This is a genomic window from Metapseudomonas resinovorans DSM 21078 (assembly GCF_000423545.1).
Taxonomy (GTDB): domain Bacteria; phylum Pseudomonadota; class Gammaproteobacteria; order Pseudomonadales; family Pseudomonadaceae; genus Metapseudomonas; species Metapseudomonas resinovorans.
The window spans coordinates 1-22,397 of sequence record NZ_AUIE01000041.1; the positions used below are offsets into that span (position 1 = coordinate 1).

A 22,397-nucleotide genomic window follows, 5' to 3' on the forward strand; every position below is an offset into this window, starting at 1 on the left:
CGGCTCGTGCGCTACGTCGAGGGCGGGCATCTGCCCATCGACAACAACCGTGCCGAGAACGCCATCCGCCCCTTCGTGATCGGCCGCAAGAACTGGCTGTTCAGCGACACGCCCAAGGGCGCCACAGCCAGCGCGCAGCTCTACAGTCTGATCGAGACCGCCAAGGCTAATGGGCAGGAGCCCTATGCCTGGCTGCGCTATATCCTCGAACGCCTGCCCTTGGCCAATAGCATCGAAGACTTCGAAGCCCTGCTGCCGTGGAACTGCCCGCCGACGAGCGCATCCTGATAACAAAGCCTCGTCAACGGAAGACGGGGTTTATGGAGCGGATACAATGCAGCTGCCTACAACACGCAATGCAGACATAGCCGATGGAAAAGCGCCCTCCACGCTACGAAACCGGGCGGCATGAGTTCCTTGACGCAAATCAGGTGTCAGCTGGGGATAAGGCGAGCGAATCCCAGGTGATCAACGCGGCGTGTCGTCATCCTTCCAGGGTGCCTGGAGGTAACGGGTGCGGTTGAAGGTCTCCAGCCAATCCGGGCAGAACACCACCAGGGCAGTCACGGCCGTGCCGTTGATAAAGGCTTCAGGGAACATCACCAGCCAGAGATAGCCGATGAAATCTTCCAGCCAGGGTGGCATGGGGAAGACGCCATCCATCCACAGCAAACCCAGCCCGACCAGCACGCAGAGCAGCGCCGCCAGGGCCGCCGGAAAGAATCCGCAGCAGAAGATGTACACGAACAGGTTGCGGGGCTGGTAGTGCTCGACCCATTTCGCGCACAGCTCGGTGACCAGCACGGGCAGCAGCACCAGCATGGCGCCGTTGACGCCGAGGGCGGCCAGGTCCTGCTTGCCCAGCATCAATAGCGCCACCTGCGCAGCCAGGCCGCTCAGCACTGCCAGCGGCCAATCCAGCAATAGGGTTACGGCGGTCATGCCGATGAAGTGGTAGGACACCCCCGAGTCGAAGTCCCGTCGCATCAGCCAGAGCAGGAAGACCACCAGCACAGTGCCGAACAGCAGGTGTTGCCGACGGGAATCGCTGAACAGCTCGACCCAGGGTGCGCGCCATATCGCCCAGGCGACGACCGGCAGGTAGATGGCCCAACCAAGCGCGAGGGTTTCCGTGGACAGGAGTTCAGCGGCAATCACGGCGCCAATGACTCCAGGGCGGCACGCAGCGCCGCGGCATCACTGAATTCTTTCTGCTCCGTGAGCGTGCCGTGATCCAGCCGCAGCCAGAGCACGCGGGATGCTTCGCCCGGATAGCGACTGGCGACGCGGGACTCACGGTCCAGCAGGACGCGATAGTTGTAGTCGCGCATGGCCGGCACGGCGAACATCGAAGAGACCAGCGACGGCATTCGGCTGATATCGGCCACGAACACCGCATGGCGGGCTTCGAGATAGTCCTTGGGCTGGCCTTCCAGAGCAGCTTTGACCAGCTTGTTGCCGTCCATGTCGCGGGCGACCAGCAGCAACTGCAGCCCATCATCCAGGCTGTACGGCTGGTCGTACTGGTCCAGCAAGGTCCAGGGTGACAGTCGCTCACCCACTTCCAACGCGTGGCTGAAGGTAGCCAGCAGGCAAAGCATCAAGCCAAGGCAGATCCGCATCGAATCAGTCTCCAGTGGTCGAGTAAACCCGAATGTCCTCTCGCTCCGACCAGCCCCGCTGCATGTGCCAGAAGGCCAGCGCCTCGGGCGCATCCTCCAGGACGAACACGTGGGACTTGCGGATGCCCAGAATTGCCAGGCGTCGCAGCGCCTCCTGCAGCAAGGCCCGAGCCCAGCCCTTGCCGCGAAACGGCCCGTCGACCACCAGGTGCTGCAGGTAGCCACGGCGCCCGTCATGCCCGACCAACAGGCTGCCGGCTACCCGACCATGATCGTCTTCGAGCAGTAGGCAGAGATCGGGATTGCGCTGCAGGTACGCGCAAAAGGGCTCCAGCTCATCCTCCGCGCGCAAGCGGATTCCCGGCGTGCGGCGCCACAGCTCGAGCAGGGCGGTATGGTCGGCGGCAGAGATGGGGCGAATGCGCATCGTGGACTCCCGGCAGATCTTGAAAGTTTACACCGCGCCAGCATCAGGCAACCTGCGCGCATTTGTCGCCACAGCCGCTCCGCTGGCGCGTCGGGGGTACCCAGAGCCCTGGCCGTAAGGCTAAGCTGCGGAACATGAACGAGTCCGACTACCTGCGCCTGCTGACGCGGCAGGCCGAGCAAGCCAACGACTTTCTGTCGAATGCGCGCAAGTGGGAACGCGAGCGCTGGGTCTGCCAGCGGCTCCTGCAGGCGCTCAACCTGCCCTATCGACTCGACGAGTTCAGTACCAGCCAGGAACCGCCGGACGTGCAGTTCCGCGAAGCCAACTTCGAGGTGTTCTTCGTACTGGACGAAGGGCGCCGCCTCAACGAGGAATGGCGCGCCGAACTGGAACGGCGGCGCAGCGCCTTTTCCCTGGCTCAACTGGTGCGCCGGGAAAGTCGCCCAAAGCGCATCGCCGCCGCCGAGCTCCAGGCACGCCTGGCGCCAACCCTGCGCAAGAAAGCCCGCAATTATGATGAGCGGGGCCTCGACCTGGGCGAGCTCGACCTGCTGGCCTTCGTCAACCTCAAGCGCGCCACACCTGACTTCAACAGTCCGTTTCCACCTCCCACCGAATACTTGCGCCAAGGCTGGCGTTCGCTGTCGCTGGTGGGGTCGAACTTCGCGCGGGTGCTCTTCGCCCATGGCGACGCACCGGACTTCCTGCGCAACAACCTCGGTCGGACCATTCTTTTCGACGTAGGAGTCGGTCTTTGACCGGCTTCGTGCAAATTTACCCCGCCGCGCGTTGAGCCCCCGTGAATTCGCCAGCTAGAATGCCCACCACTACAAAGTCGAGGCCCCCATGCCCAGCCGCCTGACGCCCGAAGACCAGCAAAAGGTCGACCAGTACCTGAACCTCCCCCAGCACCAAGTGGAACGCCAGCCGTTCCGCCCGTGGCGACTGCTGTGGATTGTGCTGGCCATCGTCATCGTGCTGGGCCTCCTCAGCCGCCTCCTGAGCCGACTGGTGCTATGAGCTGCCTCCTGCGCTCGCCCTCGGCGAAAAAGAATTCCTATAGCCTTGCGAGACTTTCCCATGTCCCATCGTATCGTGATCGTCGGCGGCGGCGCCGGCGGCCTGGAGCTTGCTACCCGTCTGGGTAGAACCCTCGGCAAGAAAGGCCTGGCCAAGATCGTCCTGGCCGATGCCAACCTGACCCATATCTGGAAACCCCTGCTTCATGAAGTGGCGGCCGGCTCGCTGAACTCCACCGAGAACGAGCTGAACTATGTTGCCCAGGCCAAGTGGAACCACTTCGAGTTCCAGCTCGGCCGCATGAGCGGGCTGGACCGCAAGCGCAAGGTCATCCAGCTGGCCGCCACCCATGATGAAGATGGGCGCGAGCTGGTGCCTGCCCGCGAACTGGACTACGACAGCCTGGTCATTGCGGTCGGCAGCACCACCAACGACTTCGGCACCGAAGGCGCGGCCCAACACTGCATCTTCCTCGACACCCGCGAGCAGGCCGAGCGCTTCCACCGCAAGCTGCTCAGCCACTATCTGCGCGCCCACGCCCAGCAGAACGCCAACGACCAGATCAGTGTGGCCATCGTCGGTGCCGGCGCGACTGGCGTCGAACTCGCCGCGGAGTTGCACCACGCCGCTCACGAACTGGCCGCCTACGGCCTGGATCGCATCCAGCCGGAAAACATGCGCATCACGCTGATCGAGGCCGGCCCTCGTGTGCTGCCAGCCCTACCGGAACGCATCAGCGCGCCGGTACATCACACATTGGAGAAGCTCGGCGTCACGGTGATGACCGGCGCTGCGGTCAAAGAGGTCACGGCAGACGGCTTGAGGACCGCCCAGGGCGAAAACATTCCGGCCAGCCTCAAGGTCTGGGCCGCTGGCATCCGCGCCCCCGCGTTCCTGAAGGACCTGGATGGACTGGAAAGCAACCGTATCAGCCAGTTGGTGGTACGCCCGACCCTTCAGACCACCCGCGATGACGACATCTTCGCCTTCGGCGACTGCGCCGCCTGCCCCATGGGAGACGGCACCGAGCGCAATGTGCCGCCGCGCGCGCAGGCTGCGCACCAGCAAGCCTCACTGTTGGTGAAGTCGTTCAAGCTGCGTCTGCAAGGCCAGCCACTGCCGGACTACCAGTACAAGGACTATGGCTCGCTGATTTCGCTATCGAGCTTCAGCGCGGTGGGCAATCTCATGGGTAACCTGATGGGCAGCGTGAAGCTGGAAGGCTGGCTGGCGCGGATGTTCTACATCTCGCTCTACCGCATGCACCAGATGGCCCTGTACGGCGCCTTCCGCACCGGCCTGCTGATGCTCAGCGACCGCATCGGCCGTAGCACGGACCCGCGCCTGAAACTGCACTGACCGGGGCTCGGCCAGGAGGGAATCTGCAATCCGGATTCCCTCCTCTCCTCGAACCCGCTCTAATTCAAGAAATCGAGACAAACAAAAAAGCGGCAAGGCTTTCGCCTTACCGCTTCTTCGGACCTCCCGAGAGGTCTTGTATGGTGGGTCGTGTAGGATTCGAACCTACGACCAATTGGTTAAAAGCCAACTGCTCTACCGACTGAGCTAACGACCCAAATGTGAGGTGGTCGGGGTAGAGAGATTCGAACTCCCGACATCCTGCTCCCAAAGCAGGCGCGCTACCGGACTGCGCTATACCCCGTATGGAAGTTGGCTCCGCGACCTGGACTCGAACCAGGGACCCAATGATTAACAGTCATTTGCTCTACCGACTGAGCTATCGCGGAACTTCGGTCTTCCAACTCTTTGTCGCCTCACCGTTTTGGTTTAGCGCTTCAGAGGCGCGCCATTTTACGGTTCCAGAACCGCCTGTCAACCCCCTAAAAAACGAATTCCTACAATGATTTGCAGAAGACCGGTCGAGTGCTATACCTGAGCCGTGGCGAGATCGTTGCAGGTCGTGGTCGCGACCTGTCTCCCTACAGGACGGCTATGAGCAATCAGGATCGACCCCCAACTCCTCCCGGCCCCGTGACGACCCTGGCCAGCCGCGGCATACAACCGCGCTTCGGTGATTTGGTGCAAAGCTGCCGCAAGCTGGTGATGAACCGGTTGGCGGAACATCTGACGGGGGTTTTCGGCCAGGTTGACGACACGCTCTTCGAATGCGCCGAAAAGGCCGAGAACAATCAGGTCCAGACGCTGTTCTTCGACAGCATGCGGGACATCCGCAAGCAACGCCCGCAAATAGAACGTGCGTACCACCAGCGTATCGCCAAGAATTTCGAAGACTTCCTCGGCGGCAAGCTGAAGCCGGAGCTGAAAGCCGGCGAGCTGGATGCCGACCACCTCCAGCTGATGGAGAACGAGGAGTACGAAGAAAGCCTGCTGGTCACCAATATGGTCAGCCGGGTCAAGTCGCGCTGTTCGCAGTCCCTGTTCGCCCTCGATCAGCGCCTGGCGGTACTCAACGGCGGGCGCAAGCTGGGAGACGACGACAACCCGTTCGGCCCGCAGGCTGTGGCACTGGCCTTCCGCGAAGCGCTGGAGCCCCACCCCTTCCCGCTGCGGATCAAGACCATCCTCTATATGCTTTTCGACCAGCATGTGATGCGTGGCCTGGACAGCGTCTATGAGGCCCTCAACCAACGGTTGATCCAGGCCGGTGTGCTGCCCAACCTCAAATACAGCGTGCAGCGCTCCACCACTGTGCCCCATCCGCCCTCATCGGCAGCGGCTAAGACACCACCCGGGCAGCAAGCGGCGCAACCGCCCACTCAATCACCGCCCGCTCCCCAGGCAAGCGGCCCAGTGGACCTGACCGGCGCACCACCCAGCGATCCCGGCCAGCTGTTCAGCGGACTGGCCGCCCTGCTGGGCGAGCGCCGCATGCACCACAGCGACGCCCCGCTCCCCGGCGGAACCCCGAGCATCTCGAGCTTTGCTCCGCGCGGCGCAACCCGCACCTACAGCGCGGCGGAACTGCTGGAAGCGCTGAACCGCCTGCAACAACAGTCCGCCCAGGACCTTGCCAGCAAGCTGCGCCAACCACAGCGCGTCGAAGGCCTGAAAGCCGACCTGCAACAACAACTGGAAAGCCATAGCAGCCTGCCGGGCCAGCAGAAGCTGTCCGACTATGAAGCGGACGTGATCGACCTGGTAGGCATGCTCTTCGACTTCATTCTCGACGATGACAACCTGGCCGACATCTACAAGACCGCCCTCTCCCACCTGCACACGCCCTACTTGAAGGTCGCCCTGCAGGACAAGGCGCTCTTCACCCAGCATCACCACCCGGCCCGCCGCCTGCTCAACAGCATGGCCCAAGCCGGCGTGCTCTATACCAGCGAAGGCGAGGAGCGCGGGCTGCTGGCGAAAATGCACTGGGTGGTCGAGCGCGTCGTCCATGGCTTCAGCGGCGACCTGCTGCTATTCGATAGCCTGCTGGACGAGTTCAACGAATACACCGGCACCCTGCGGCACAAGGTGGAACTGCGCGAGCAGCGTGCCGTGGAAGCCGCCAAGGGCCGCGACAAGCTGCTCGGTGCCCGCCAGCAAGCTGTCGACACGATCGGACGAGCCCTGGCCGGTCGCGAGCTGCCGGGAATCATCCAGCACTTCCTCGAACTCACCTGGACCGACGTCCTGGTGTTCGTCCTGCTGCGCCATGGCGATCGCAGCAACGAATGGCAGCGTTCAGTGGAAGTCGCCGAGCAATTGGCCTGGAGCGGTACCCCGCAGGACAGTGATGGCCGTGCCCGACTTCAGCAACTGCGCATCCCCATGCTGGAAGACTTGCGCAAGGGCCTGGAATTGCTGGGCGGCTACCACGAGGACGGCATCCGCCGCCTGCTCCAGGATCTGGTGGCCTGCCAGCACGCCGTGCAATCGCAACAACCCCAGGTAGCAGCACGCATTGAAAGCCCACTGCCGGAAAGCAAACTGGGCGAGATGCTCGGCGAAGACGCCGAGCTGGCCAACATCCCACGGCCAGTCAGCCTCTCCAACCGCGCCCAGGCGCTGGTCAGGGAGCTGTCGCGCCTGGAGTTCGGTACCTGGTTCGAGTTCATCGATGGCCCGGATGTTCGCGTCCTCAAGCTGTCGTGGTACAGCCCAACCACCCGCAACTACATGTTCGTCGACCATAGCGGCCAGCGTGTGGCAATCATGCCCATCACCCAGCTGGCCATGGACATGGAGCAAGGATTGGCACGTCTGGTCCCGCCGGAACGCAGCGCCCCGTTGGTAGACCGCGCCCTTGGCGCCATCTACCGGGTGCTGCAACGCTTCACCGGCCGTACCTCCTGAGTCCGCAGTAGGAGTCCACCATGGAAGAACGTCGCCAGCACAGCCGCCATGCCACCGAGCTGCAGTTGGAAGTATTCGATCTGCATTCGGGGCAACGCTTGGGCCGCATCGTCGACCTGTCGATGGATGGCTTCATGCTGCTGAGTGAGCTGCCGCTCGTCGCCGATTCGGTCTGGGAATGCCGATTGGTCCCGCTGACCTGGGTGGAGGGCCTGGAGGATATCCGCCTGGGTGCCGACTGCCTGTGGACGCGCATGGGCGAAGACCAGCGCAATTGCTGGGCAGGCTTTCGTATCATCGACATTGCCGATGAGCAGGCCGCCGTCCTGGAAGACCTGTTGCAGTTCATTCGCGCGCCATAGCCCGAACGACAACCATGAAAAAGCCCCGCAATCTCACGGGGCTTTTTCTTGCAGGCCATCAATCAGCTAAAGACGATTTCCTCGCCTTCCACCTTGGCAGTGACGGTGGCGCCAGGCGCGAACTGGCCGGCGAGAATCTGCTGGGCCAAGGGGTTCTCGATCCAGCGCTGGATCGCCCGCTTCAGCGGACGGGCGCCGTAGACCGGGTCGTAACCCACGGCAACCAGCTTATCGAGGGACTCCGGGCTCAGCTCCAGACTCAGCTCGCGCTCAGCCAGACGCTTGCGCAGGCGTTGCAGCTGGATTTCGGCGATGCCACTGATCTGATCACGCCCCAGGGGCTCGAACACCACCACTTCATCGATCCGGTTGATGAACTCGGGACGGAAGTGCGCGCTCACGGCATCCATCACCGCCGCTCGCTGTGCATCCCGGTCGCCCACCAGTTCCTGTATCTGCAGCGACCCGAGGTTGGAGGTCATCACGATCACGGTGTTGCGGAAGTCCACGGTGCGACCGTGGCTGTCGGTCAGACGGCCGTCTTCCAGCACCTGCAGCAGCACGTTGAAGACATCCGGGTGGGCTTTCTCCACCTCGTCCATCAGCACGACGGAGTACGGTTTGCGGCGCACGGCTTCGGTCAGGTAGCCGCCTTCCTCGTAACCCACGTAGCCCGGCGGTGCGCCGATCAAGCGAGCCACGGAATGCTTCTCCATGAACTCGGACATGTCGATGCGCACCAGCGCCTCCTCGGTATCGAAGAGGAACTCGGCGAGCGCTTTGCACAGCTCGGTCTTGCCTACCCCGGTCGGGCCGAGGAAGAGGAAGGAACCGCTCGGCCGGTTCGGGTCGGCCAGACCGGCACGCGAACGGCGCACCGCGTTGGCGACGGCGACCACGGCTTCGTGCTGGCCGATGACCCGCTTGTGCAGGCCCTCTTCCATGTGCAGCAACTTCTCGCGTTCACCCTCCATCATCTTGGCCACAGGAATGCCGGTCCACTTGGAGACCACTTCCGCGATTTCTTCGTCGGTAACCTTGTTGCGCAGCAGCTGGTTCTCGGTCTTGCCGTGCTGGTCGACCATCTGCAGGCTGCGCTCCAGGTCGGGAATCACGCCGTACTGCAGCTCGGCCATGCGTTGCAGGTCGCCCTTGCGGCGAGCGGCCTCCATGTCCTGGCGGGCTTGCTCGATCTTCTGCTGGATCTGAGCCGAGCCTTGCACCTCGGCCTTCTCGGACTTCCAGATCTCCTCCAGGTCGGCGTACTCACGCTCCAGCTTGAAGATGTCTTCCTCCAGCTTGGCCAGACGCTTCTTGGTAGCTTCGTCCTCTTCCTTCTTCAGCGCCTCTCGCTCGATCTTCAGCTGGATCAGGCGACGATCGAGACGGTCCAGGGCCTCCGGCTTGGAGTCGATCTCCATGCGGATGCGGCTGGCGGCCTCGTCGATCAGGTCGATGGCCTTGTCCGGCAGCTGGCGGTCAGTGATGTAGCGATGCGACAGCTTGGCGGCGGCGATGATGGCGCCGTCAGTAATGGTCACGCCGTGGTGGACCTCATAGCGCTCCTTGAGGCCACGCAGGATGGCGATGGTGTCCTCCTCGCTCGGCTCGTCCACCAGGACCTTCTGGAAGCGGCGTTCCAGCGCAGCGTCTTTCTCGATGTACTGGCGGTACTCATCCAGGGTCGTAGCGCCTACGCAGTGCAACTCACCGCGGGCCAGTGCCGGCTTGAGCATGTTGCCGGCATCCATGGCGCCCTCGGCCTTGCCGGCGCCAACCATGGTGTGCAGCTCGTCGATAAAGAGGATGACCCGGCCTTCCTGTTTGGCCAGCTCGTTGAGCACGCCTTTCAGACGCTCTTCGAACTCGCCACGGAACTTGGCACCGGCGATCAGCGATCCCATGTCCAGGGACAGCAGACGCTTGTCCTTGAGGCCATCGGGCACTTCGCCGTTGACGATGCGCTGGGCCAGGCCTTCTGCGATGGCGGTCTTGCCGACACCGGGCTCGCCAATCAGCACAGGATTGTTCTTGGTGCGGCGTTGCAGGACCTGGATGGTGCGGCGGATTTCATCGTCGCGGCCAATGACCGGGTCCAGCTTGCCCTCTTCGGCACGCTTGGTCAGGTCGACGGTGAACTTGTCCAGCGCCTGTCGCGACTCCTCGACATTGGGGTCGTTCACGGCCTGGCCGCCCCGCAGGTTGGCGATGGCATTCTCCAGCGCCTTGCGGGTCACCCCTTGGCCGAGCAGGAGCTTGCCGAGGCGAGTGTTTTCATCCATGGCGGCGAGCAGTACCAACTCGCTGGAGATGAACTGGTCGCCCTTCTGCTGGGACAGGCGGTCGGCCTGGTTGAGCAGGCGTGCCAGGTCCTGGGAGAGGTTCACGTCACCCGTGGGGTTCTGGATTTTTGGCAGGTGGTCGAGTTCGCGGGTCATGCCCTGACGCAGCGCCGCCACGTCGAAGCCAACCTGCATCAGCAGGGGTTTGATGGAACCGCCCTGCTGGTCAAGCAGGGCCAGTACCAGGTGTACAGGTTCGATGGCCGGGTGGTCGTGGCCAACCGCCAGGGACTGGGCGTCGGAGAGCGCCAGTTGCAGCTTGCTGGTCAAACGGTCGATTCGCATGGGTTTGTCCTTCCTTCAGATAGCGGGCCGGCGCGATGGTGGCGCCAGACACGAAAAGCCCGCCGGGATGAAGCTTAGATAGGGACGATTCTGCGCGATTCAACCTCTATGAGATTGACCGTGGTCATAAGCACCGAAGGATGGGACAGGCGGCGTTCCACCGAGGAACAAAACCCATCATCCGATGGCCGATGGGTTTCGCTTCGCTCTACCGCATCCTACGGCGATACGGATGGACGCGGCACGGGGCCACAGTCAGTCGGCCAGCCAGACGAGGCTGGCGAAACGCCCCGTGCGCGCAGCACGGCGATAGGAATAGAAGCGCGGATCGCTGACGGTACAGAAACTGCCGCCATATACGGCCTGCACACCGCGCGCGGCCAGGCGGATGCGCGCCAGCTGGTAGATGTCGGCCATGAACTTCCCTTCGTTGGCGCTGGGCCGGAAGGCCTGGCCGGTCTCGGGATGATGGGCCAGGAAGGCTTCGCGCACTTCAGGCCCGACTTCGAAAGCTGCGGGGCCAATGGCCGGTCCCAACCAGACCAGCACCTCTTCGGCCGGCAAGGCCAGGGCATCGAGGGTTGCCTCCAGCACCCCATTGGCCAGCCCGCGCCAACCGGCATGGGCAGCCGCGACCTTGGTACCGGCGCGATCGCAGAACAGGGCAGGCAGGCAGTCGGCGGTCAACACCGCGCTGGCGACGCCGGGTTCGGCGGTCCAGCTGGCGTCGGCCTCGTCCACGCGGCTCGGGTCGGCCTGCGCCACGCGCACACCGTGCACCTGGCTCAGCCAGGCGGGGCGACAACCCAGGGTAGACGTCAGCAGTCGGCGATTCTGTTCAACGGCCTGTGGATCATCCTCGACATGGCTGCCGAGGTTCAGGCCTTCATATGGCGGCAGGCTGAAGCCCCCCTCACGGGTGGTGACGCAGGCCTGCACCCGCTTCGGAGCAGGCCAATCGGGCGTCAGCCAGATGCTCATTGCTCGAAGGACTCACGGTCCTGACGCAGCAGGCTGAGTAGCCAGACGAAATCATCCGGCAACGGGGACTCCCACTTCATGCGCTCGCCGCTCGCCGGATGGTCCAGCTCAAGGAAGCGCGCATGCAGGGCCTGGCGCGGGAACTCCTTGAGTGTCTGCACCAGGGTCGGGCTGGCTGCCGGCGGAATGCGGAAGCGCCCGCCATAGACGGGATCACCGACCAGGGGGAAGTTCACATAGGCCATGTGCACACGGATCTGGTGGGTGCGGCCGGTTTCCAGCTTGACGCGGGTGTGGGTATGGGAGCGGAAGCGCTCCAGTACACGGTAATGGCTGACGGCCGGCTTGCCACCTGCGACTACGGCCATGCGCTGGCGCTGCTGGCCATGCCGCCCGATGGGTGCATCGACCTTGCCGCCGGACGTGATCACGCCAACCACCACGGCCTCGTAGATCCGGCTCACGCTGCGCGCCTGCAACTGCGCGACCAGGCTGGTGTGGGCTTCAAGGGTCTTAGCCACCACCATCAGGCCGGTGGTGTCTTTGTCCAGGCGATGGACGATACCCGCCCGTGGCACGTTCTCCAGCCCCGGCACATGGTGCAGCAGGGCATTCAGCAGGGTGCCGTCGGCATGCCCCGCAGCCGGATGCACCACCAGGCCGGCAGGTTTGTCCAGCACCAGCAGGTGTTCGTCTTCGTAGACGATGTCCAGCTCGATGTCCTGGGCCACCCACGCGCCCTGGGACTCCTGCTCGGCATTCAGTTCCAGCAATGCGCCGCCGTGCACGATGTCCCGCGGACGCAGCACGCTGCCGTCAACAGTAAGGAGGCCATCCTTGATCCAGCCGGAAAGGCGGGAACGGGAGTGCTCGGAAAAAAGTTGCGCGGCGACCTGGTCCAGACGTTGCCCGCCCAGCTCAGACGGCACTTCGGCGCTGAGTTGAATAACCTGCTTGGTAATCGAAGACATGCTCTTGCACGGAGGGGGCGTAGCCTTTGGTTTCAGTTACGCGCTTGTGGTTAAATACTGCGTCTTTGTCCCGGGGGTTCCGGGGCGCCCATCATAACAGGACGGCTCCAGCCAAGACAGCCAGCCGTCACAGGGACGCAAGCCGCCATGCAAGTGAAACACCTGCTGCTGATCGCCATTCTCGCCCTCACCGCCGCCTGTTCCTCCAACAAAGAAGTGGTGGACGAGAATCTGAGCGAAGCCGAGCTGTATCAGCAGGCCCAGGCCGATCTGGACAACAGCAGCTATACCCCCGCCATTGCCAAGCTCAAGGCCCTCGAGTCCCGCTACCCCTTCGGCCGCTACGCCGAGCAGGCCCAGCTCGAGCTGATCTACGCCTACTACAAGAATGTCGAGCCGGAGGCCGCCAAGTCCGCCGCCGAGCGCTTCATCCGCCTGCACCCGCAGCATCCGAATGTCGACTACGCCTATTACCTGAAGGGCCTGGCCTCCTTCGAACAGGACCGCGGCCTGCTGGCGCGTTTCCTGCCGCTGGACATGACCAAGCGTGACCCGGGTGCCGCGCGCGACTCCTACAACGAGTTCGCCCAGCTCACCAGCCGCTACCCGAACAGCCGCTACGCCCCGGACGCCAAGCAGCGCATGGTCTACCTGCGCAACCTCCTGGCCGCCTACGAAATTCACGTTGCCCACTACTACCTGACCCGCCAGGCCTATGTCGCCGCCGCCAACCGTGGTCGCTACGTGGTGGAAAACTTCCAGGAAACCCCCGCCGTGGGCGATGGCCTCGCTGTGATGGTCGAGGCCTACCAGCGCCTGGGCCTGAACGACCTGGCTGCTTCCAGCCTGGAAGCCCTGAAGCTGAACTACCCGGACCACCCGACCCTGGTCGACGGCCAGTTCGTGCCGCGCGAAGAAGAAGCCGACAACCGTACCTGGCTGGCCAAGGCCACCCTGGGCCTGATCGAGAACGACGCGCCGCTGCCCCCGGGTGAAACCCGCGCTGCCCAGGACGTGATCAAGCAGTACGAGAATGCCAAGGAAGAAATTCCTGATGAACTGCAGCCGGAGAACCAGGACGAGGTGCAGGAAGAAGAGCATGAGTCCGAAGCCAACAGCAGCGACCGTTCCTGGTTCAGCTACATGACTTTCGGCCTGTTCGACTGATCAACGCCGCATGTCTGTATAAAGAAGGGAGGCCACTGGCCTCCCTTCTTCGTTTCAGCGCTGCCTCTAATCTCCCAATCGCCATCCCGAGGTAATGGGATAACGCCGATCCCGACCAAACCCCCGCTGCGTCACCCTGATGCCCACCGCCGCCTGGCGCCGCTTGTACTCATTGCGGTCCACCATGCTCAGCACCCGGTTCACCGTGTCTTCATCGAATCCCTCGGCGATGATGGCGTTGGCCGACAGGTCGTGCTCGATGTAGAGCTTGAGGATCTCGTCCAGCACCGCATATGGCGGTAGCGAATCCTCGTCCTGCTGCCCCGGCGCCAGCTCGGCCGAAGGCGGCCGCTCGATCACCCGGGGCGGAATCACCGGCCCCAGGCTGTTGCGGTATTCGGCCAGACGGAACACCAGGCTTTTGGGAACGTCCTTCAGCACATCGAATCCACCAGCCATGTCGCCGTAAAGGGTCGCATAGCCCACCGCCAGCTCGCTCTTGTTGCCGGTAGTCAGCACTAGGCTGCCCTTCTTGTTGGAGATCGCCATCAACAGCGTTCCACGGCAGCGCGCCTGCAGGTTCTCCTCGCTGGCGTCACGTGCGTACCCCTCGAACTCCGGCGCCAGGACCTGCTGGAAAGCGTCCACCACGGGAGCAATGGGCAGCACCCGATAGGTGACGCCGAGCAAGCGCGCTTCGATCTCGGCGTCTTCGAGGCTGATCTGCGCGGTGTAGTGGTAGGGCATCATTACCGCTTCTACGCGCTCTGCGCCCAGGGCATCAGCGGCTATGGCCAGGGTCAGGGCCGAGTCGATGCCGCCGGACAGCCCCAGCACCACGCCCCTGAATCCGTTCTTCTGGACGTAATCGCGCACCCCCACCACCAGCGCCTGGTAGACGCTCGCCTCCAGTTCCTGTAGCTCGGCACAGTGGGTCCGACGTGGAAGCCAGTGGCCTTCCTGTAGCTGCACATCCACTGGGTAAAGGCCCTCGACGAAGGCGGGGGCGCGCTGGCAGATCAGTCCACTGGCATCAATGACGAAACTGCCGCCATCGAACACCAACTCATCCTGGCCGCCAACCTGGTTCACGTAGATCACCGGCATTTCGCCCTCGGCAACCCGCTCAGCCAGCGTCTCTTCGCGTTCGAGCTGCTTGTCCAGATGGAAGGGCGAGGCGTTCAGACTGAGCATCAGCCTGGCCCCGGCGGCACGCGCCTGGGCCATGGGTTCGGGAAACCAGACGTCTTCGCAAATCGACAGCGCCACCGGCACACCTTTGATATCCACCACGCAGGGCTGGTGGCCAGGCTCGAAATAGCGCTTCTCGTCAAATACCCGGTAGTTGGGCAGGCGTTGCTTGTAATAGGTGGCCAGTAGCTGCCCGTCAGCGATCACCGCACAGGCGTTGTAGCGCTGTTCGTCTTCCAGCCAGGGGTATCCCACCACAAGATAGATGCCGCGCACCTCATCACGCAGGCGCTGCAGCCCGTGCTCGATACGCCGCTGCATGCTCGAACGCAGCAGCAAGTCCTCCGGTGGGTAACCGCACAAGGAAAGTTCGGGAAAGACAATGACATCGGCTTCCCAGGCTTCGCGCGCAGCGTTCGCTTCTTCGATGATTCGCTCGACATTGCCTTGAACGTCGCCGACACGGAGATTGAGCTGGGCCATCACGATTCGCAGGCTTTGGCGCATGGCCGCCTCCCGAGCGTTGTGCAAGGCATCTGATGCACTTCAACGCCACCATACTCCCGCGCGCCCGCAGGGAAAACCAAACAAGACACGGCAGCGTGCGGCCGGTCTCTGTGCGCGGACAACCGGCTTGGCTAAACTGCCAGTTTTCCACCAAGAAGAGAGCACCTTCGGCATGTTTCGCCTGCTGTTCTGGATTGCCGTGATCTTCGTCGCCATCTGGCTGTGGCGCCGCTTCAAGACCCCATCGACACCACGCCCCAAGCCGCACCAACAGGACGAAACCGTGCCCATGGTGCGCTGCGCACAGTGCGGCGTGCACGTTCCTCGAAGCAACGCCCTGTCCCAGGACAATCGCTGGTATTGCAGCCGGGCCCACCTGGAACAGGATCAGAGCCCTGGTGAGCACTGATACCCTCCCCGCCCCGACAGCACTCAGCGCCCAAGGGCGGCGCATCTTCCGCCTCTACAGCCTGTATCGGCTGTTGATTGGCGTAGCACTGGTCGTACTGATCTCCAGCGAACTGGACGACAGCCTCCTGGACCTGGCGCGCCCGGAACTGTTCCGCAATGCCAGCTGGTTCTACCTGATCCTCAATACCCTGATCGCCGCGCTGGTGCCTCGCCCCCGCAGCATGGTGCAGGTCTTCAGCCTGGCCGTGGTGGATGTATTGCTGCTGTCCTGCCTGTTCTTCGCGGCAGGCGGCACGCCCAGCGGCATCGCCAACCTCATGGTGGTTTCGGTCGCCATCTCCAACATCCTGCTGCGCGGGCGCATCGGCCTGCTGGTAGCGGCCGTGGCGGCGATCGGGCTGATCTACCTGACCTTCTACCTCAGCATCAGCCACCCGCAGGCCTCCAGTCAGTTCGTCCAGGCCGGCGGCTTCGGCGCGCTGTGCTTCGCCGCGGCACTGTTCATCCAGGGGCTGAGCCGGCGCCTGCAACTCAGCGAAACCCTCGCGGAGCAGCGCGCGGCCGACGTGGCCAACCTGGAAGCACTTAACGCTCAGATTCTGGAGCGCATGCGCACCGGCATCCTGGTGCTCGATCCGCAACACCTGATTCTCCTTGCCAACAACGGCGCGCAATCCTTGCTGGGCAAGGACTCGCTGGCCGGACGCTCCCTGGACGGCCAGTGTCCTGAATTGCTGGAGAGGCTGCAGCAGTGGCTGACCAACCCAACCCTGCGACCACAGAGCTTCCAGGCGTTCGCCAATGGCCCTACCCTGCAACCCAGCTTCGTTCACCTGCAGCGTGGCAATCAGCTGAACACCCTGGTGTTTCTCGAAGACATCTCGCAAATCGCCCAGCAGGCCCAGCAACTGAAACTCGCCTCCCTCGGTCGCCTGACTGCAGGCATTGCCCACGAGATCCGCAACCCCCTGGGCGCCATCAGCCACGCAGCGCAACTCCTGCAGGAGTCGGAAGAGCTCCAGGGCCCGGATCGGCGGCTGGCGCACATTATCCAGGACCATTCGCGGCGCATGAACCTGGTGATCGAGAACGTGCTCCAACTGTCCCGACGCCGCCAGTCGGAGCCGCAGTTGCTGGACCTGAAGTACTGGCTCACCCGATTCGCCAGCGAGTTCCGCAGCTCCTCCGGCCCCAACCAGACCCTGCACCTTTCCACCCTCGGCAGTACGTTGCAGACCCGCATGGACCCCCACCAGTTGACCCAGGTGCTGACCAACCTGGTAGAGAACGGCCTGCGCTACAGCGCCCAGAAAAACGCCCAGGGCCAGGTCTGGCTCAAGCTGTTCCGTGATGCCGAAAGCGACCTGCCCATACTGGAAGTGGAGGACGATGGGGAAGGCGTCCCGCCCGAGCAGGTGCACAATATCTTCGAACCCTTCTTCACCACTGAAAGCAAGGGCACCGGCCTTGGCCTGTACATCTCCCGCGAACTCTGCGAGAGCAACCAGGCCCGCCTCGACTACAAACCGCGCGAACAAGGCGGCAGCTGCTTCCGCATCACTTTCGCCCACCCGCGCAAACTGAGCTGACCATGACCCGACAGAGAGCCCTGATCGTCGATGACGAGCCCGATATCCGCGAACTGCTGGAGATCACCCTCGGGCGGATGAAGCTCGACACCCGCAGCGCCCGCAACCTCAAGGAAGCCCGCGAATGGCTCGCGCGCGAGCCCTTCGACCTGTGCCTGACCGACATGCGTCTGCCCGACGGCACCGGCCTGGAACTGGTGCAGTACATCCAGCAGCGCCACCCCATGGTTCCGGTGGCGATGATCACCGCCTACGGCAGCCTCGACACTGCGGTGAACGCCCTCAAGGCCGGCGCCTTCGACTTCCTTACCAAACCGGTAGACCTTGGCCGGCTGCGCGAACTGGTCAACACCGCCTTGCGCCTGAGCGCCCCTGAAGACGGTGAGCCACCGGTGGACGGTCGTTTGCTGGGCACCTCGCCGCCCATGAGCGCCCTGCGCAAGCAAATCCAGAAGCTCGCCCGTAGCCAGGCACCGGTGTACATCAGTGGTGAATCGGGCAGCGGCAAGGAACTGGTGGCACGGCTGATCCATGAGCAGGGGCCGCGCATCGACCGCCCCTTCGTACCGGTCAACTGCGGCGCCATCCCGTCCGAGCTGATGGAAAGCGAATTCTTCGGCCACAAGAAAGGCAGCTTCACCGGCGCGGTGGAAGACAAGCAGGGCCTGTTCCAGGCGGCAAATGGCGGCACCCTCTTCCTTGACGAGGTAGCCGACCTGCCACTGGCGATGCAGGTCAAACTGCTGCGCGCCATCCAGGAAAAGGCCGTGCGCGCCGTGGGGGGACAACAGGAAGTGGTGGTGGATGTACGCATCCTCAGCGCCACCCACAAGGACCTGGCCGCGGAAGTGGCCGCAGGCCGCTTCCGCCAGGACCTCTACTACCGCCTGAACGTCATCGAGCTCAGCGTGCCGCCGCTGCGTGAGCGCCGCGAGGATATCCCGCTACTGGTGGAAACCATGCTCAAGCGCCTGGCCCAGCAGAGCGGGCTGCCGGCCGCGACCCTGGCGCCGGAAGCCCTGGACAAGCTCAAGTGCTACCGCTTCCCCGGCAACGTGCGCGAGCTGGAGAACATGCTCGAACGGGCCTACACGCTCTGCGAAGACGACCAGATCCAGGCCCGCGACCTGCGCCTGGCCGACGCTACCGGCGCGACCGAGGGGGGCGAGGCCAGCCTGGCGCAGATCGACAACCTGGAAGACTACCTGGAAGACATCGAGCGCAAGCTGATCATGCAGGCACTCGAAGAAACCCGCTGGAATCGCACCGCTGCGGCCCAGCGCCTGGGCCTGACCTTCCGCTCGATGCGCTATCGCCTGAAGAAGCTGGGTATCGACTGATGCCCAGCGCGACCGTTCCCGGCGAACGTGCCGTCAAGTAACCCGTCCGGGAAGGCGGCACCCCACTACCAGCATTGGGCCGCAGTGCGCGTGGCATTGGCCAGCGTTCGCTCGCCGGTTTGGCTGATCTGGAAGTCGCCGCACGGATCATTAGCCATGCTGCCGGTGCGGGTAGCCCGCAGCTGGTAAGTGGTAGCCGTCGGTGCGCCCTGGGCGGCGATGGTGTAGTTGGCCGCCCCCGAAGCAGGCGTCTGGGACGCGAAACTATCGGCAAAATTGCCTTCGGCATCCAGGTAGGAGCCGTGGGTGGAGTAATAACGCTCCAGCGCCTGTGCGCCCTCCATCAAGGCGGCCTTCACCTCGGCCCGCTTGCCCCGCCGCACATGCTCCGTGTAGTTGGGATAAGCGATTGCGGCGAGGATGCCGATCACCACTATCACGATCATCAGCTCAATCAGGGTGAACGCCTTACTGCTTCTCATCGAATCTGGTTCCAGGACTGACGGCCTTCGAGAACATTGATGGTATTGGCGGCCGGGATGCAGTCATCCACCCCGGTACCGCGGCAAAGCCAGTACTTCTGCGGGTCGATCAGGTCGAACGAGCCGGTGGGAATGCTGCCTGTGGAACCGATACCGGACGGCGGGAGCTTCTGCCCATCGACGTCGACCATATCGGCTTCGGTGAACTTGCCATCCTTGTTCAAGTCCAGCAGGACATAATTGAGCCGCCCGCCAGTAGCCATATCGAGCACCATTGTCCAGCCAGAGCCACCGGCCAAGCAGGGGTCAGAAGAGGGAATGGCAGTTTCGATGACCAGACGATTGAGCAGGATGCGCGGAGCGAAAATAACCCGCTCGCCCTGGGCGCCTTTGATCGGAGAAGTCAGGTCGAGATACCAGCCACGCTTGTTGCTCCAGTCAATTGCGGTGGCCGGTGCGTCGAGTACCCGCACATCCCGATCGAAGGCCTCGCCCTCGAACAGGATTGAGCGCTGGTCAAGGCTCGAACGGCCCGTGAAAGCGGTTGAGGCGCCGGTGCTCGTCAGCTTGTCCCAGATGCCGTAGAAGCTCTGCTTGGACGTGTCGACCACATCACTTGCGGTGTAGAGCCGGCCGGTGCCGAAGTAAACGACGACGCCCTGCGACACGCCATCCGGGTGGTAGGCGATTTCCGGCTTGACGGTGATCGGTTGGCGCGCGCCCGCGGTATCTGTAGCAACGTACAGCGGCTGTGGTTTGTTGCCTGAGCTCAGGTTGACCTCGAAATCGCCAACACCGGAACCATTGCCCTTGAGGTTGAACTTCCACAGGTTTCCGCTCAGGTCGCCGGCATACACATCCTTCACGTAGATGTTGCCCGAGCTGTCGGTGGCATATACGAAGGATGGGCTGGACAGGCCGCCCGTCGTCTCGCCTGCGCGAACTTTGTTCACGGCGCCGGTCGCCAGATCGACGATGAACAACACCGAGTCATCATTGGTGCTGCCGTAGCCATTGCCGAAGATCGCCGCCCAGCTGCCGTCCTTCATGCGCCCGACCAACGGCTCGCCGAAGTTGTAGCCCAGATCAGCATCATCCTTGATCTCCCACAACACCTTGCTGGCACTGAAGCCCGTGCCGGAGGCGTCTGTGACGTCCAGGGCAAAGACGCTTTTCCCGCCGGCCCCGAGGCTACCCAGGAGCACGGTACGCCACGCACCATTCAGACGGGCATCGCGAATGTGCAGCTTTCCGTCCACGAAGTAGCGGTGCTTGTAGTCGCTGTTGGCCAGGAGCTTGGCGTTACCCAAGACGCCGTTGGGCATGTAGGCAAACAACTCATTGCCATTGTTGGCGTTGAAGGCGTGCAGGAAGCCATCGTTAGCGCCGACGAACAGCACCGGTGGCTGGCTCGACTTGGCTGCGACGAACTCGGCGTAGGTCTGGTCGCCGCTCGCTACGGGTACCCGCCCATGGAAGCCCCAGTCCTGCTTGTTGGCCAACACGAGGGTGGAGTTGACGACATCGCCGAGCAGGGTTGAGCGCTTGCGGAACTTCCTGCCGGCCGGCGCCTCGTTCGTGCGGCTGCCCATCAGGTAGTTGAACAGCGCCTCATCATCGTTGAAATGCACCTTGAGCTCTGCACCAAGGCTGCTCCAGTTCAACGCCTGGCCATGGTTGGTGCCCGCCGCGCCGTCGTGGGTGAACAGGCTGCGCGAGCTGAGTCCCAGTTTCTGCCCCGCCTCCCAGACTTCCTCGAAAACGATGCCGGCGCTGGTCTGCATGGGCTTTTTCGCCAGTAATTTTCCGGACCAGTCCGAGCTGGTATAGAAGGCCTCGTAGACCAGGGTGTTGCTGTCCAGACGGCGGGCATTGGGCACGGCCGAGGTGTTCGACCCGGTACGATCGCTGATCGACGCGAGGGTCTCACCCAAGGCGCTGGCGAACTGCTGCGGGTCCTGGGCGCTGAAGAAACCGCCCCGACCATTCACCGCCGCGTGCAGCAGGTCATCCAGCTTCGCCGGCTCGCTGCTGGTCGGGCTTGGCCAAGTCACCGATGCACCATTCTTGACGGCGGCGAACGCAGTCTGCGGGTCGACGGTCCCGCTCATGCCCAGTCCGACCCCGAAGGTCACCATGTGCTGCCAGAACGCGGGGTCGGCCGGATCGGTCGGCACACGGTTGTCCAGGGCGTTATGCAGGTCGCGACTCCAGTAGTACATGGCGACGTCCGCCAGGGTGTTCTCCGAGCTGTCGCTGAACGGCGCTTTGGGCACATAGCGATAGCTCTGCCCATCCGGCCCGCTGATGGTCGGGCCGTTACGGTTATCAACGTTGGCGCGCGCGCCCTCCTTGGAGGCGGCGTCACCGTTCCAGTAGCCGTCCGTGGTCAGGATCGTGTAGCTCTGGCGGCAGGCATACTCCTTGCCCCCGGTCTGGCCCGGAGTCGAACTCCAGGGCCCCGACTCGTCCTTGCGCGAGTAATACTCGCCTGCATCACCTAGCGCCTTGCGCAGGGGGGTACCTCCTGAGGCGCTGGCGGCGAACAGCCAGTCATAAAATTCGGAGCGCCCGGTTCCCTCAAATCGACGCACGCCGCGCGCCAGGGTATCGGTCAGGTTGATTGCACCGTAGCCAACCCGAATATCCCCGGGCAGCGCGGAAAACGCCTGGCTGACCCCGGCCTTGGCCGACATGATGCGAGTCCGATAGTAGGAGAACCAGTTGGCGAAGTTCTGCTGCTCGGAGGCGCCTACGCTACGCTCGGCATAGCAGGCATCCTGGCGGGGGTTGCTTGCACAGCTACCCCCTCCAACATATTCGTAATAGAAAGCGGCACCTGCGCCACTCTCCTCCCCTACGGCAAAACCGTTGTAGTACTCGACGTTGCTGCAACGTCTGTTCAAGCACTCGTAGCTATTGGGCGAGAAGTAGTCATCCATGATCGCCATGTAGTCGTTGCCGAGGTTGACCGTCTGCCCCCCCGTATAACCATCCACGAATGCGGCCGCGAAGTTTGCATTGGCATAGCGTTGACCGTCGCTCTTGACTGGCGGCAGGTACTGTACGGCCGGGTTGTAGTAGGACTTGTTCAGGTGGCTGGAAGCCAGGTAGTGATGACTTGCCTTCGAGCAGAAATGCAGGTTCTTGCCGGCATAGCTGCCCCGCCCCGTGCACTCTCGCCGCTCGTACCATTCGCCCGTGCGCTCCAGATACGCGGGCTTGAGTTCATCCGGGAGGAAGCCCCAGCGCATCGAGCCCGAATCATCCAGGATGAACATGAGGTTGGGCTCGACCTGGCCACCCAGGTTCAACGGAACCTGCCCTGGCACGAATGCTGCCAGGGCACTATGGCTGACCACAAAAGTCAGCAGGCCGGCCACCAGTGCCCGTACCGCAAACGCATATTTCGAGCGGTTCATCCGTGT

At 63.3% G+C, this 22,397-nt stretch carries 19 protein-coding genes and 3 tRNA genes; 10 read left to right on the forward strand and 12 right to left on the reverse strand.

Annotated features, from left to right (window positions below; all coding sequences use genetic code 11):
- Window positions 1–288 (forward strand): transposase domain-containing protein (locus G559_RS29200; protein ID WP_036997717.1); only part of this gene is annotated, 288 nt, incomplete at its 5' end.
- Window positions 289–468: 180 nt separating this feature from the next.
- Here G559_RS29200 and G559_RS0122155 read toward each other — a convergent pair.
- The 3 genes from G559_RS0122155 to G559_RS0122165 are packed head-to-tail and all read right to left on the reverse strand — an operon-like array spanning window position 469 to window position 2,049.
- Entirely contained in the window at window positions 469–1,158 is a 690-nt protein-coding gene (locus G559_RS0122155; protein ID WP_028630349.1) for an energy-coupling factor ABC transporter permease, read from the reverse strand.
- Window positions 1,155–1,622, reverse strand: a complete 468-nt coding sequence (locus G559_RS0122160) for a hypothetical protein (protein ID WP_028630350.1) — start codon at window positions 1,620–1,622, stop codon at window positions 1,155–1,157. Before G559_RS0122160 ends, G559_RS0122155 begins: the two co-directional genes overlap by 4 nt.
- A gap of 4 nt (window positions 1,623–1,626) precedes the next feature.
- Window positions 1,627–2,049 (reverse strand): GNAT family N-acetyltransferase, encoded by a 423-nt coding sequence (locus G559_RS0122165; RefSeq protein WP_028630351.1) that lies wholly within the window; start codon window positions 2,047–2,049, stop codon window positions 1,627–1,629.
- 134 nt (window positions 2,050–2,183) lie between these two features.
- Here G559_RS0122165 and G559_RS0122170 point away from each other — a divergent pair, with 134 nt between their 5' ends.
- The 3 genes from G559_RS0122170 (at window position 2,184) to G559_RS0122180 (ending at window position 4,431) form a co-directional block, all read left to right on the forward strand.
- Window positions 2,184–2,810, forward strand: a complete 627-nt coding sequence (locus G559_RS0122170) for a DUF1780 domain-containing protein (protein WP_028630352.1) — start codon at window positions 2,184–2,186, stop codon at window positions 2,808–2,810.
- An 88-nt stretch (window positions 2,811–2,898) separates the two neighbouring features.
- Entirely contained in the window at window positions 2,899–3,072 is a 174-nt protein-coding gene (locus G559_RS29205; RefSeq protein ID WP_036997718.1) for a DUF3094 family protein, read from the forward strand.
- Between the two features lie 60 nt (window positions 3,073–3,132).
- The gene (locus G559_RS0122180; protein ID WP_028630353.1) at window positions 3,133–4,431 is read left to right on the forward strand and encodes an NAD(P)/FAD-dependent oxidoreductase; all 1,299 of its coding nucleotides are present in this window, start codon (window positions 3,133–3,135) and stop codon (window positions 4,429–4,431) included.
- Window positions 4,432–4,572: 141 nt separating this feature from the next.
- Here G559_RS0122180 and G559_RS0122185 read toward each other — a convergent pair.
- From G559_RS0122185 to G559_RS0122195, 3 genes are all read right to left on the reverse strand, one after another.
- A tRNA-Lys gene (locus G559_RS0122185) sits at window positions 4,573–4,648 on the reverse strand.
- A gap of 10 nt (window positions 4,649–4,658) precedes the next feature.
- A tRNA-Pro gene (locus G559_RS0122190) sits at window positions 4,659–4,735 on the reverse strand.
- A gap of 9 nt (window positions 4,736–4,744) precedes the next feature.
- Window positions 4,745–4,820: transfer RNA gene (locus tag G559_RS0122195), tRNA-Asn, on the reverse strand.
- Between the two features lie 205 nt (window positions 4,821–5,025).
- On the opposite strand from G559_RS0122195, the gene G559_RS0122200 reads away from it, so the two are divergent.
- Both G559_RS0122200 and G559_RS0122205 read left to right on the forward strand, forming a co-directional pair.
- Window positions 5,026–7,341: a DUF1631 domain-containing protein gene (locus tag G559_RS0122200; RefSeq protein WP_028630354.1), complete on the forward strand. Its 2,316-nt coding sequence runs from the start codon at window positions 5,026–5,028 to the stop codon at window positions 7,339–7,341.
- Window positions 7,342–7,361: 20 nt separating this feature from the next.
- Window positions 7,362–7,703: a PilZ domain-containing protein gene (locus tag G559_RS0122205; protein ID WP_028630355.1), complete on the forward strand. Its 342-nt coding sequence runs from the start codon at window positions 7,362–7,364 to the stop codon at window positions 7,701–7,703.
- Window positions 7,704–7,765: 62 nt separating this feature from the next.
- Here G559_RS0122205 and clpB read toward each other — a convergent pair whose 3' ends face one another.
- The 3 genes from clpB to rluD all read right to left on the reverse strand — a co-directional run bounded on the left by clpB (window position 7,766) and on the right by rluD (window position 12,282).
- Window positions 7,766–10,330, reverse strand: coding sequence for an ATP-dependent chaperone ClpB (gene clpB / locus G559_RS0122210; protein WP_028630356.1), 2,565 nt, complete (start codon window positions 10,328–10,330; stop codon window positions 7,766–7,768).
- Window positions 10,331–10,585: 255 nt separating this feature from the next.
- Window positions 10,586–11,311, reverse strand: a complete 726-nt coding sequence (pgeF, locus tag G559_RS0122215) for a peptidoglycan editing factor PgeF (protein WP_028630357.1) — start codon at window positions 11,309–11,311, stop codon at window positions 10,586–10,588.
- On the reverse strand, window positions 11,308–12,282 hold the full coding sequence (gene rluD / locus G559_RS0122220) for a 23S rRNA pseudouridine(1911/1915/1917) synthase RluD (protein ID WP_028630358.1): 975 nt from the start codon (window positions 12,280–12,282) through the stop codon (window positions 11,308–11,310). The genes pgeF and rluD overlap by 4 nt, the downstream gene beginning before the upstream one ends.
- A gap of 147 nt (window positions 12,283–12,429) precedes the next feature.
- Here rluD and G559_RS0122225 point away from each other — a divergent pair, with 147 nt between their 5' ends.
- Complete coding sequence (locus G559_RS0122225; protein ID WP_028630359.1) at window positions 12,430–13,449, forward strand: outer membrane protein assembly factor BamD; 1,020 nt, start codon at window positions 12,430–12,432, stop codon at window positions 13,447–13,449.
- 66 nt (window positions 13,450–13,515) lie between these two features.
- Here the strand turns inward: G559_RS0122225 and G559_RS0122230 are convergent, their stop codons facing one another.
- Complete coding sequence (locus G559_RS0122230; protein WP_028630360.1) at window positions 13,516–15,147, reverse strand: NAD+ synthase; 1,632 nt, start codon at window positions 15,145–15,147, stop codon at window positions 13,516–13,518.
- A gap of 172 nt (window positions 15,148–15,319) precedes the next feature.
- Between G559_RS0122230 and G559_RS0122235 the strand changes: the two genes are divergently transcribed.
- Genes G559_RS0122235 through G559_RS0122245 form a run of 3 tightly spaced genes read left to right on the forward strand, consistent with a single transcriptional unit; the run spans window position 15,320 to window position 18,487 of the window.
- Entirely contained in the window at window positions 15,320–15,556 is a 237-nt protein-coding gene (locus tag G559_RS0122235; protein WP_028630361.1) for a PP0621 family protein, read from the forward strand.
- The gene (locus tag G559_RS0122240; protein WP_028630362.1) at window positions 15,546–17,147 is read left to right on the forward strand and encodes a sensor histidine kinase; all 1,602 of its coding nucleotides are present in this window, start codon (window positions 15,546–15,548) and stop codon (window positions 17,145–17,147) included. The genes G559_RS0122235 and G559_RS0122240 overlap by 11 nt, the downstream gene beginning before the upstream one ends.
- Window positions 17,148–17,149: 2 nt before the next feature.
- Window positions 17,150–18,487, forward strand: coding sequence for a sigma-54-dependent transcriptional regulator (locus tag G559_RS0122245; protein WP_028630363.1), 1,338 nt, complete (start codon window positions 17,150–17,152; stop codon window positions 18,485–18,487).
- Window positions 18,488–18,552: 65 nt separating this feature from the next.
- Here the strand turns inward: G559_RS0122245 and G559_RS0122250 are convergent, their stop codons facing one another.
- On the reverse strand, window positions 18,553–18,969 hold the full coding sequence (locus tag G559_RS0122250) for a type IV pilin protein (protein WP_028630364.1): 417 nt from the start codon (window positions 18,967–18,969) through the stop codon (window positions 18,553–18,555).
- Complete coding sequence (locus G559_RS29210; protein ID WP_051246843.1) at window positions 18,966–22,391, reverse strand: pilus assembly protein; 3,426 nt, start codon at window positions 22,389–22,391, stop codon at window positions 18,966–18,968. Before G559_RS29210 ends, G559_RS0122250 begins: the two co-directional genes overlap by 4 nt.
- Window positions 22,392–22,397 lie beyond the last annotated feature (6 nt).